This is a genomic window from Gracilimonas qinghaiensis, from assembly GCF_046602855.1.
Lineage (GTDB): Bacteria > Bacteroidota > Rhodothermia > Balneolales > Balneolaceae > Gracilimonas.
On sequence record NZ_JBKINJ010000001.1, the window covers coordinates 786578 to 798618 of the forward strand.

A 12041-nucleotide genomic window follows, 5' to 3' on the forward strand; every position below is an offset into this window, starting at 1 on the left:
ATATAAAATGGCATCAGACACAAAAAGACTTTTACTTTTATTCTTAATTACAGCGTTTTTTGCAGGATGTACCTCACCAATAGAAGCACCGCGAAATTCTGAGATCATTGGATTGGCTTCACCGGTTACGCTGCAACAAGATACCACTGATATTATTACCGCCGATTATTTTAAATCTTACTCACTCATCGATTCAGTTCAGGCTCCAGTCGGCCTGAACGCGATATTAAGCAGTAATGATTCTGTGATCACGTTAACCGGCTCTATCGAAGATCCTCTGGGTGTGCTCAGGGTATGGGCCGACGGTTATTCCTATGATCTGCTATTGAAGGCATCAACCAAGGAAAAGGTTACCATTACTTTTGATCCTGCCGGAGACAATGTTACATCGGTAAAGCTTAAAGGGGAGATGAATAACTGGAATCCCAATGCAGCCATCCTTGAAAAGAAAGGAGATATGTGGGAGACAAGTATGATCGTCAATGAAGGTGTATATCAGTATATATTTGTTGTTGACGGTAAGGAGATGCCTGATCCTGATAATCCTAATACGGTTTCAAACGGAATGGGAGGAACCAATTCGGTTCTGACGGTCGGTAACCCGGATAGTGAAAAGCTTTATCTGGATACTTACGATCACTCGGGGCCCTCCGTTTATTTAAAAACTGAGGCACCCGAAAATACCATTGTATTCTGGGAGAATCATCAGCTTGAGACGAAATATCAGGATGGCATTGTTAGTTTTGAGATTCCTTCAAATGGAAGAGTGATGGAGCGATCCCACATCAGGGCATGGACCTTTGATGAGGATGGAAGGGTATCAAATGATGTGCTTATTCCACTAAGCAGTGGTTGGGTTATAGAGTCAACCGAAGACCTTACCCGAAAGGATAATCACAACTGGAATATGTATTTTGTTTTAATTGATCGTTTCAAAGACGGTAACCCTTCCAACACAACGAAAGTAGACGATCCGGATATTCACCCAAAAGCAAACTATTATGGAGGAGATTTTGCCGGGATCACTCAAAAAATAGAAGATGGTTATTTTGAAAGTATTGGTGTGAACACACTTTGGTTATCACCGATCACTCAAAATCCTGAAGGAGCTTACGGACTATGGGATCGAGGGGGAGTCACCACCAAATTTTCAGGTTACCATGGGTACTGGCCGGTTTCATCTTCAAAATTAGATTATAGATACGGTACTGAAGAAGAATTCAGGAAATTGCTTGATGTGGCTCATCTAAATGGAATGAGCGTGATCCTTGATTATGTAGCAAATCATGTGCATGAGGAGCATCCGGTTTATCAAAACAACCCCGACTGGGCCACCGATTTATATCTGCCCGATGGGACCCTGAATACCGAGAAATGGGATGAATATCGGCTTACGACCTGGTTTGATACCTTTATGCCAACTCTTGATTTTTCTAAAGAGGAAGTGGTAGAGACCATGACAGATTCAGCTCTTTTCTGGGTTAAAGAATATGACTTGGATGGATTCCGTCATGATGCCACAAAACATATTCAACTTGAATTCTGGCGCACTTTGACCCGAAAGATCAAAGATTCCGTGACCATCCCAACCGGTAAACAGATATTTCAGATCGGTGAAACCTACGGTAGTCGTGAGTTGGTTGCCAGTTATATCAACTCGGGCATGTTAGACAGTCAGTTCGATTTCAATATGTATGATACCGGGCTTAACACATTTGGTCAGGGTAACACCTTTGAAAATCTCAGAACTCAGCTTCAGGAAAGTTTTAATTATTTTGGTTATCATAATTTGATGGGATATATATCCGGTAACCACGATAAAACCCGTTTTATAACACTTACAAGTGGAGAAGTAAGCTGGGATGAGGATGGAAAATTAGCCGGCTGGACACGTGAAATTGAGGATCCACAAGCCTTTGCTTACGAACGGCTAAGCATGTTTCATGCCTTCAATCAGACCATTCCAGGCATTCCTGTGACCTATATGGGAGATGAATACGGGCAGCCCGGAGCCAATGATCCTGACAATCGCCGGTGGATGGAATTTGATGAAAGCGAGCTGACCGAACCTGAAAAAAGAAATCGTAATGTCTTTAAAAAGATCACTGGTCTTAGAAATAGCGAAATGGCGTTGACTTACGGAGATTTTAAGTTCCATACCACAGAGAATAATACCATGGCCTATTCAAGGGCTTATTTTGAGGATCAGGTCATTGTGGTCTTCAACAAAGCTGAAACCGATCAGACTGTAGAGGTCGAGCTTCGGGAAGAATTCGACTACACCAATTTAAAACCGCAATTTGGACACGAGTTCAGAATTGAAAACGGAATACTGATCATAACACTGCCTTCAAACAAATTTGAAATATTAACACTCTAAAAGAGACCCATGTTTAAACTACCCAAATATCTATATGCACTATTTACGGTTTCAGCACTGTTACTGGCATCTTGTGCTGCACCTGAAGTCGATCCTAAGGAGAATACCATTGATCCCATTACGGCTCATCCGGAATGGAGTAAGAATGCAAGTATCTATGAGGTGAACATTCGTCAGTATTCTGAGGAAGGAACCTTTAATGCGTTTCGTGAAGACCTTCCAAGACTGGAAGCCATGGGTGTTGATATACTTTGGCTAATGCCTATCCATCCGATCGGGGAAGAGAACCGAAAAGGGCCATTGGGCAGCTATTACTCCGTACAGGATTATAAAGCTGTTAATCCAAACTTTGGTACTGAAGAAGATTTTAAAGCTCTTGTAAGTGAAGCTCATGAATTGGGTATGAAGGTGATCATTGATTGGGTTGCCAATCACACTGCATGGGACAGTCCATGGACTGAGAATAAGGATTGGTACGAACTGGATGAAAACGGAAACTTTATGCCTCCAAGGGGTACTGACTGGACCGATGTTATTCAACTCGATTTTGAGAATGCAGAAATGAGAGCTGCCATGACCGATGCTATGGAATACTGGGTTCGTGAATTTGACATCGATGGATATCGCTGTGATGTGGCCGGTATGGTTCCTCTTGATTATTGGAAAGATGTAAGAGCCAAACTTGATGAGATCAAACCTGTATTTATGCTGGCAGAAGATGAAGGCCCTGAAATGCATGAGGCATTCGATATGACATATGCTTGGAGTTACGCACACATTATTCGTGAGATTGCTGCAGGTAATGATGATTTTGGGACTCTTGACAGCCTGATGGAAGTTGAAGAAACCAAATTCCCTGAAAGTGCTTACCGCATGTATTTTACAACCAACCATGATGAAAATTCGTGGACCGGAACTGACCCCGAAATGTATGGTGACAACTTTGAAAACTTTGTTGTACTGTCTGCCACTATAGACGGGATGCCTTTGATATATAATGGTCAGGAATCAAACCTGGACAAGCAGCTTGAGTTCTTTGAAAAAGATGAGATAGAGTGGAAGGATTACGAATATCAGCCATTTTATACGATGCTTCTTCAGCTCAAAGAAGATAATGAAGCACTTTGGAACGGTCAGTTTGGGGGTGATCTGAATATTTATGAATCACCTGATCAAACCTATGCCTACAAAAGGGTTAAAGGTGTTGACTGGGTATTCGTGTATCTGAATAACGGTACAGAATCAATTAATGTGCCGCTCGATGATTATGAGATCCCGGTTGATGAATCATCCTATGAGATCTATTCGGAACAACTGCCACCAACCACGAATAATTACTTTGAGGTTGCACCAAACTCCTGGTTGCTGATTGCCAACGAATAATAATGCATGTTCACGGTCTGATGGAACAAAATCCGTCGGACCGTTAAAATCAGGTTCATTTACTTGACAAGAACGCCCCATCGAACGGAATATACGTCTGATGGGTCTCCAAATTGTTCTTTTATTAAGATCACTTTTATATAACCACCAATTTAATTTCGTCAGCTTATGTCAGACCAACTTTTAAACAAAAGACCACGTCTCAGTTTTTGGGAGATCTGGAATATGAGTTTTGGCTTCCTTGGAATACAGTTTGGTTTTGCCTTGCAAAACGCCAACGTGAGCCGAATTTTTGAGACACTGGGTGCCAATGTTGATGATATCCCCATTTTGTGGATCGCTGCCCCGTTAACGGGTTTAGTGGTCCAGCCGATCATTGGGTATTTCAGTGACCGTACTTGGACAAGTCTTGGCAGGCGGCGACCCTATTTCTTGTTTGGTGCTATAGCAGCCTCGATCGCTTTGATCATTATGCCTAATTCTCCGGTACTTTGGGTAGCTGCCGGTATGCTATGGATCATGGATGCTTCCATTAATATTTCCATGGAGCCATTTCGCGCATTTGTGGGAGATATGTTGCCATCGGAACAGCGAACCAAAGGTTTTGCCATGCAGAGTTTCTTTATAGGAACCGGGGCAGTAGTTGCGTCAGCTTTACCGTGGGTACTGACTAATTGGTTTGATGTTGCAAATACGGCACCCGAAGGAATCATCCCTCCATCGGTAAAATGGTCGTTCTATCTGGGTGCTATTGCTTTTTTGGGTGCTGTGTTATGGACTGTGGTCAAAACCAAGGAATACTCGCCTGAGCAGCTTAAAGCCTTTGAAGATGCTGAAAAAGAAGAGATAGAAGATAAAAATGCTCTTCGTGAAGTTCCCATCGAAGCAGGTGATGGCCAAAAAAAGGTAGTTCTGGGCATCCTGTTTGCCATATTTGGAGTCGTCACAACGTGGCTTACCTATCATTATGGCTTGGATAAGGAAGTATACGTAGCAACCGGCGGTTTGGCGGTAGTTGGATTGGTGATGATGGTCGCCGGTTTGTTGCAAAAATCCGGTAAGACAGAACAGGGTCTTGTTGTGGTAATGCATGATTTTATCCACATGCCGAAGACTATGAAGCAGCTTGCTTTGGTTCAGTTCTTTTCTTGGTTTGCACTTTTTGCAATGTGGATATATACAACGTCTGCAGTTACTGCCCACATTTATGGGGCTATAGACACGACATCTGCTCTATACAATGAAGGGGCCGACTGGGTAGGGTTGATGTTCGGCGTTTACAATGGTGTTGCAGCCATTGTAGCTTTTGGGCTTGCTCCTATGGCAAAACTATTAAGTCGTAAATGGGTTCATGCCATATCACTTATGTTAGGCGGTGCAGGTCTAATTATGATCTACTTCATCTCAGATCCAATTTTGATGATCTTTTCCATGGTCGGAGTCGGTATTGCCTGGGCATCTATCCTTGCTATGCCTTATGCCATTTTAGCCGGGTCCATACCTTCGAATAAGATGGGTTTATACATGGGTATCTTTAACTTTTTTATTGTACTTCCTCAGCTTATAGCTGCTACGGTTCTCGGTTTTGTGACCCGCACTTACTTCGGCGGTGAAGCAGTTTATGCTTTGGTGCTTGGCGGGATCGTGTTATTCATTGCGGCGGCCACTATGTATTTTGTGGATGACGTTGACGCAGTAGATTGATCGGAGTTACATGATACACAATGGTTTACTCTCACTTTCAGTTATACTGTTGATCATAACCCAGGCTTGTACAAGCCCTGAAATAGGATCAGATTCATATAATGCCCCGGAATGGGCTGAGGGAATTGTTTGGTATCAAATATTTCCGGAGCGTTTTAGGGATGGAGATCCCGGCAATCAACCTGACCGAAAGAGAGCAAGGGGACCGGAAGGATGGGAGATTACTGAATGGACTCAGGATTGGTATAAACGAGATCTGTGGGAGAGAGAGCACACAGATGACTTCTATGCCGTTGTAAGAGAGAGAAGATACGGGGGAGACCTTCAGGGTGTGATCGATAAGCTTGATTATCTTAAAGAATTGGGATTGGGTGCTATTTATTTCAATCCGGTATTTGATGCACAATCTATGCATAAATACGATGCCTCATATTATCATCATATTGATAGAAACTTTGGTCCTGATCCGGATGGAGATGTGGGCCGGTTTAAGGCAGAAGATCCGGCTGATGCTTCGACGTGGGAATGGACCTCAGCGGATTCACTCTTTCTTCAGTTGATTGATGAAGCTCATGACCGAGACTTGAAAGTGATCATAGATGGAGTTTGGAATCACACGGGAACAGAGTTCTGGGCTTTTCAGGATCTTGTAGAGAATCAAGAAGAATCCGCTTATAAAGACTGGTATGTCGTGAATTCTTTTGATGATCCTGCTACTCCTGATACCAACGAATTTGATTATGAAGGGTGGTGGGGCTTCAAAGGACTGCCGGTATTTCAAGAAGAAAATGGGACACTCGTTAAGCCGATTCGCAACCACATTTTTGCTGTGACCAGGCGGTGGATGGATCCTAATGGCGATGGCGATCCCTCTGATGGCATAGACGGTTGGCGTCTGGATGTGGCAGAAGAACTAGGAATAAATTTTTGGATTGAATGGCATGAATTGGTCAGAAATCTGAATCCGGAAGCTGTCACCGTTGCTGAGATCTGGACAGAGAATGCCAAAGAATATATTTCCGGCGGCCTATTTACTACTGTGATGAACTACCGCTTCGCCTACGCAGCCAAAGATTTTCTGATCGATGATAAGATCAATACCGAAGAATTTGCAGATCGCCTGATACAGATAGAAAAGGATTATCCGAAGGGTGCGGGATATGTACTTCAAAACCTGATGGACAGTCACGATACAGCTCGATTGGCTTCTTTTACTGTAAATCAGGGAGTTGAGTATGAAGGAGAGAGTCACCCCAGAGATGGCTTCAAAGTTCGTAAACCCAATGAAAAAGAACGCAAGCTTCAGAAATTGGTAGCATTGTTCCAGTTTAGCTGGAAAGGAGCACCGATGATCTACTATGGAACCGAAAGCGGGATGTGGGGTGCGGATGACCCCGACGACCGAAAACCTATGGTATGGGAAGACATGGAGTATGAACCTGAGACTCATCATCCTTTTGGAGATGATAGGCCGGCTGATAGCAATAATTTTGACCTTGAATTATTTGAGTATTATAAAAAACTCATTGAGCTTAGAAATTCTTCTGATGCTCTGAAATACGGTGAGGCAAAAATTTTATTCGACGATCCGGAAAAAAAGCTTGTGATCTTTGTACGAAAATCTGCCGGTGAGGAGATCATTGTAATATTAAACCGTTCTGAGTTTGAACAAGAAGCAGATCTTTCAGAATACATTAAAGAAAAGTCAGTTGAGAATATAATTGATGGGATCTCCTATACGACTTCATCTATCAAAATTAAACCAATTTCAGGCCTCATATTGAAGTAGAAACTTCTCTATCTTCAAAACAAAAAATTTATGCGCCTCAAACAAGAGCAGTTTGTACCGTTCATGATCACTGTTGGTGTGATCACAATGTTGGTTATTATATACTCGTCTTTTCATTTTAATAACAAGCGACAAGAACGCTTCAGGGAGAATCTTGTTGAATCAGATTCATTGACTATCAAGTACATGAGATTGGTTGGAGAAGCTGATTCACTGAGTATAAGTGATATGAAGGGAAAAAAATCAGTTTTGGTATTTTGGGCCAGCTGGTCAGAAAAATCAGAGCTGATGCTGGGAGAGATCGAAAAGACACAATTTGAATCAGACTCGCTGCAGGTGATCGCTGCTTTAGTGAAAGACGCTGAGGAATCTCTGCCGGATGATAAAACCTTCCCTACTTTCTTTTATACTGATGGGACAGAACTGTTCAATGACCTTAAAGTGCCAGGTTACCCAAGCTATATCTTATTTGATGAGAACTCTGAGGTGATCAATGCACAGGTAGGTTATAAAAAGGGGGTAGGGTACGATTCTCTGAAAGTATATTTAAATGACTGATAACGGTTACATATCATTGAACGGATCTTTGATCAATAGCGATGAGGCTTCTGTTTCTCCTCTAAACCGTGGTATGATGTATGGTGACGGCTGTTTTGAAACACTGAAAAGCTATAATGGCAGGTTTCTGAAGTGGGAAGAACACTTTGACAGATTAAAAGAAGGGTTGGCGTATTTAGGCATGCATTCACCCATAGATTCAGCAGAACTGAAAAAAGAAGTCTCAGACCTTCTTGGTACAAATAACTTGAGTTCAGAAGAATCCATGGTTCGTATTCAGTTTTGGCGAGAGGGCAGGCGGGGTTATAAAAGTTCATCCTCAAAAACATTCAGAATGATTCAGGTAAATTCATATACCCGATCTTCTGAGCCGTTGGATCTGCTCACAGCAAAAACGCGATGTATCCCTTCAGAAGCTCTAGAAAGAAAATATAAGCTGACTAATGGCTTGAACTACATCAAAGCCGCTCAGGAGGCTGACAGGCATCAGAAAGACGATGCCGTGATGCTTACCGTTAATGGCCTTGTAAGTGAAACTACTATTGCGAATCTGTTTTGGATGAAAGATGGAATTATCCATACACCATCAGAAGAGTGTGATCTGCTGCCTGGCATTACCAGAGGTAGTATAATTAGTATCTTACAGGAAAGAGGAATCAATATTCAAATAGGAAAGTTTGAACCTAAGTCAATTTATGAGGCTGAAGCAGCTTTCTGCACCAATTCACTTATCGAGATCAGAGAGATAAGAGCTGTTGATGATATTCAATTCAAAACAGGACAAAAGCCCTTTGAAGAAATTCTTGAGTTATATGAGAAGTATAAGCAAGAGGAGCTTAGAAAATGAGTAAGTTCAGTAGTATTGAGCAGGTTTGGACTTTTATAGAACGGATACCAAAATTTGAGAATTCAGGAGCCGCCGCTGCGAACTTTTCCCTTGATACCATTCTCGCTTTTCTGGATGAAATGGGAAATCCACACTATGATCTGCCGGCTATTCACATTGCAGGAACGAATGGGAAGGGTACAACAGGTTATTTACTTGAAAAAGTATATTCGGAAGCAGGCTACAAAACAGGTTTATTTACCTCACCACATCTCTTTCGATATAATGAGCGGATCAGGATAAACAAGGAAGAGATCCCCGATAAAGACCTCATGGATTTTTTCAATAGATGGGATGATCTTCTTCATAAAATGAAGCTCAGTTATTTTGAGATCAGTACCGTTATTGCTTTTTGGTATTTTAAAAAGCGAGATGTGGATATTGCTATCATTGAGACAGGTCTGGGTGGAAGACTTGATTCCACAAACATCATTCAGCCGTTGTTGTCTATCATAACAAGTATTGGCCTTGATCATCAGGATATTCTGGGAGAAACCGTGGAGGAGATCGCACTAGAAAAAGCCGGGATCATAAAGAAGCATACACCGGTTGTTTTAGGAAATATGCCCTCGGCGGCCTTGCGGGTTTGTGAGCAGTTTGCTGATGAAATGAAAGCACCCGTTTCTTACGCAACATCAGTACATCCTGAATGGAATGAGGAAGTTATTACGCTCAATAAAAAGGGTTTAAAACTTAATACTGTTTTTAGGGAGTCCGTAAATAAATGGAATGTTGCTATTGTTTGGCAAAGCGTGATGACTCTGGATGGCAGATTTCCCGTACCGGATCTAGTATTCAAAAATGCAGTTGAAGATTTCAAAGGAGCGCCCGGTCGGTTCGAGAAGATACACCCGAATTACGATTGGTACTTTAGCGGTTCACATAACAAAGACGCTCTTTTATCGTCCATAGAGGCAGTTAAACAGCTGAAATCACTTGAAGATACAGTGTTGGTTTTTTCGGCGATGAAGGATAAGGTCAACCCTGATTTCCTACATGTACTCAGTGATTTTGGACATAGGTATTTTGTGGAACAAGCAGGTGATAGGGCAGCAAAATATAAGGATATACATAAGCAGATCAGTGTTGAAATGATGGACGAAACGAACGCAGGAATTATTTTAAATGAATTGAAGTCTGAGTTAGTAATTTTTATGGGAAGTTTTTACTTTTATCCTATCGTTAAGCGATGGACAAGAAACGTACCATAACTATCATCGCTATTATCCTTACCTGATTGAATATCCTTTATAGCCGCTTTGAATGACAGACGGCACGATGTTCACCCCAAAATTCAGTAAGAATCATATATTTATAACAGCCACATTTTATGTCAGATAATCAAACTGCCGGAATCTCGGCCGGGGAGTTAGAATCCTTAGAGGGGAAAAAGCTTCACGAATTACAGACGATTGCAAAATCCATTGGTATCAAAAGGGTTACCGGTATTCGAAAAGTACATCTTATCGAGAGTATTCGTGAAAAAGCAAACGAATTGAAAAACTCCGACTCTTCAGATGCTAAGACAGACAATCAAAAAAATGATTCCACTCAAAAGGATTCAGAAATGAAATCCTATGGAAGTCAGGATCATATTGTGTCTTATAAGAAAAAGGACGAGAGCAAGGATAAAAAATCGAATAGGAAGCATCAGCACAAGAATAAAAAACGCAGACCCGGACATGAGCATAATAAATTGCCAGAGTCTGATGCTAATACCTTAGCGGAAAGGATCAAAGAACTTGAACCTGATCTGGGACCTTATCTCTTTAATGAAGGTACATTGGAGATACTGCCTGATGGCTATGGATTCCTTCGTTCAGTAAATTACAACTATAAAGCAAGTCCGGATGATATCTATGTATCACCATCACAGATCAAGCGCTTTCGTTTAAAGCAGGGAGATTGCGTGATCGGTGTGATACGTCCGCCTAAAGTAGGTGAACGGTACTTTGCTTTGCTTCGTATTGAAGGTGTGAACGGGCGTATTCCGCACGATATGGATAATCGGCAGGATTTTGAAGATCTGCTTCCGGTTCACCCTGACCAGCGCTTTCGTCTTGAGTTTGATCCGAAAGAACATACTACCCGTATCATCGATCTCTTTGCTCCTGTTGGAAAAGGACAGAGGGGATTGATAGTGGCACAGCCGAAAACAGGTAAGACTACAATTTTGCGTAACATAGCTAATGCAGTTGCTGCAAACCATCCTGATACTAAGATCCTGATCGTGCTTGTAGATGAGCGTCCTGAGGAAGTAACAGAAATGGAGCGAACGGTTAAAAATGCGGAAGTGGTAGCATCCACTTTTGATGAAAAACCTGAAAATCACATCGGTCTGGCAGAGATCGTTTTTGAAAAGGCAAAACGACTGGTAGAAAGTGGACATGATGTATTAATGCTCATGGATTCCATCACCAGACTTGCCAGAGCCTATAATGTTGTGGCTTCAAACAAGGGACGTACAATGAGTGGTGGGGTAGATTCAGAAGCACTCAAGGCACCCCGACAGTTGTTCAGTTCCGCACGTAATATTGAGAATGGTGGCTCGCTTACCATAATGGCCACGGCTCTTATTGATACCGGTTCACGCATGGATGACGTGATATTTGAGGAATTCAAGGGTACCGGTAATATGGAAATTTATCTGGATCGAAGAATATCAGAACGACGATTGTATCCTGCCATCGATATCTTCAGAAGTGGAACCCGACGTGAGGAACTCTTAGTCTCTGAAGCTGAACGTGAAAAAGTAGTCTTGCTTCGCCGTTATCTGACGAATATGAGTCCGTATGAAGCCATGGACTTCCTGCTCGAGAAGATAAAAGGCACTAAGAACAATGAAGAATTCCTGATATCTATGAATAAATAATAAGAACTGAGTATTGGTTCTTACTTATTTTTTGTGAGGATGTACTTATCTGCTAAGTCTCCGGTGATCTGGTTTCCATTCATATCCAGTTTCACAAGATAGTTCTCGCCGACAAAAAACTGATTAGGTTTTTCTGCGTTATTCAAGGTAATAGTGCTGCCCGACTCATTCCAGCTAAACGAACCGGATGCAAAGACTACATCAGATTCTCCATCATACTCATACACACCGGTTTGTTCGTAGCGGCCGTCATTTTTCAAAACGATTTCCATTTTGATGGTTCTGCAGGAAGCACAGGGTGGTATGCCGGAATAAGTGCCGGCCCAATCCAAGGAATTTTGCGAACTATGACCATCAGGCACAGTTGTCTGTATTTTTGTTCCGGTGTTTGCTTGCTGGTTCTTTTCTATACAGCCGGTTAATGTGAGGCAAAGTATTAGCAGCGAAAATCTTTTCATAAGGGTGATCT

General features: G+C 42.0%; 9 protein-coding genes. 8 read left to right on the plus strand and 1 reads right to left on the minus strand.

Annotated elements, in window-relative coordinates; all coding sequences use genetic code 11:
- The first annotated feature begins 7 nt into the window (after positions 1 to 7).
- From ACKGJO_RS03475 to rho, 8 genes are all read left to right on the plus strand, one after another.
- Complete coding sequence (locus ACKGJO_RS03475) at positions 8 to 2380, plus strand: alpha-amylase family glycosyl hydrolase (protein WP_411322005.1); 2373 nt, start codon at positions 8 to 10, stop codon at positions 2378 to 2380.
- A gap of 9 nt (positions 2381 to 2389) precedes the next feature.
- Positions 2390 to 3763: an alpha-amylase family glycosyl hydrolase gene (locus tag ACKGJO_RS03480; protein WP_411322006.1), complete on the plus strand. Its 1374-nt coding sequence runs from the start codon at positions 2390 to 2392 to the stop codon at positions 3761 to 3763.
- Between the two features lie 168 nt (positions 3764 to 3931).
- Entirely contained in the window at positions 3932 to 5467 is a 1536-nt protein-coding gene (locus tag ACKGJO_RS03485) for an MFS transporter (protein WP_411322007.1), read from the plus strand.
- Positions 5468 to 5477: 10 nt separating this feature from the next.
- Entirely contained in the window at positions 5478 to 7256 is a 1779-nt protein-coding gene (locus ACKGJO_RS03490) for a glycoside hydrolase family 13 protein (RefSeq protein WP_411322008.1), read from the plus strand.
- Between the two features lie 30 nt (positions 7257 to 7286).
- On the plus strand, positions 7287 to 7814 hold the full coding sequence (locus ACKGJO_RS03495) for a TlpA disulfide reductase family protein (protein ID WP_411322009.1): 528 nt from the start codon (positions 7287 to 7289) through the stop codon (positions 7812 to 7814).
- Positions 7807 to 8661, plus strand: coding sequence for an aminotransferase class IV (locus ACKGJO_RS03500; RefSeq protein ID WP_411322010.1), 855 nt, complete (start codon positions 7807 to 7809; stop codon positions 8659 to 8661). Before ACKGJO_RS03495 ends, ACKGJO_RS03500 begins: the two co-directional genes overlap by 8 nt.
- Positions 8658 to 9911: a bifunctional folylpolyglutamate synthase/dihydrofolate synthase gene (locus ACKGJO_RS03505; protein ID WP_411322011.1), complete on the plus strand. Its 1254-nt coding sequence runs from the start codon at positions 8658 to 8660 to the stop codon at positions 9909 to 9911. Before ACKGJO_RS03500 ends, ACKGJO_RS03505 begins: the two co-directional genes overlap by 4 nt.
- Before the next feature lie 119 nt (positions 9912 to 10030).
- Complete coding sequence (gene rho, locus ACKGJO_RS03510) at positions 10031 to 11572, plus strand: transcription termination factor Rho (protein ID WP_411322012.1); 1542 nt, start codon at positions 10031 to 10033, stop codon at positions 11570 to 11572.
- Positions 11573 to 11592: 20 nt separating this feature from the next.
- Here the strand turns inward: rho and ACKGJO_RS03515 are convergent, their stop codons facing one another.
- Positions 11593 to 12030: a copper resistance protein NlpE gene (locus ACKGJO_RS03515; protein ID WP_411322013.1), complete on the minus strand. Its 438-nt coding sequence runs from the start codon at positions 12028 to 12030 to the stop codon at positions 11593 to 11595.
- Between the last annotated feature and the right edge of the window lie 11 nt (positions 12031 to 12041).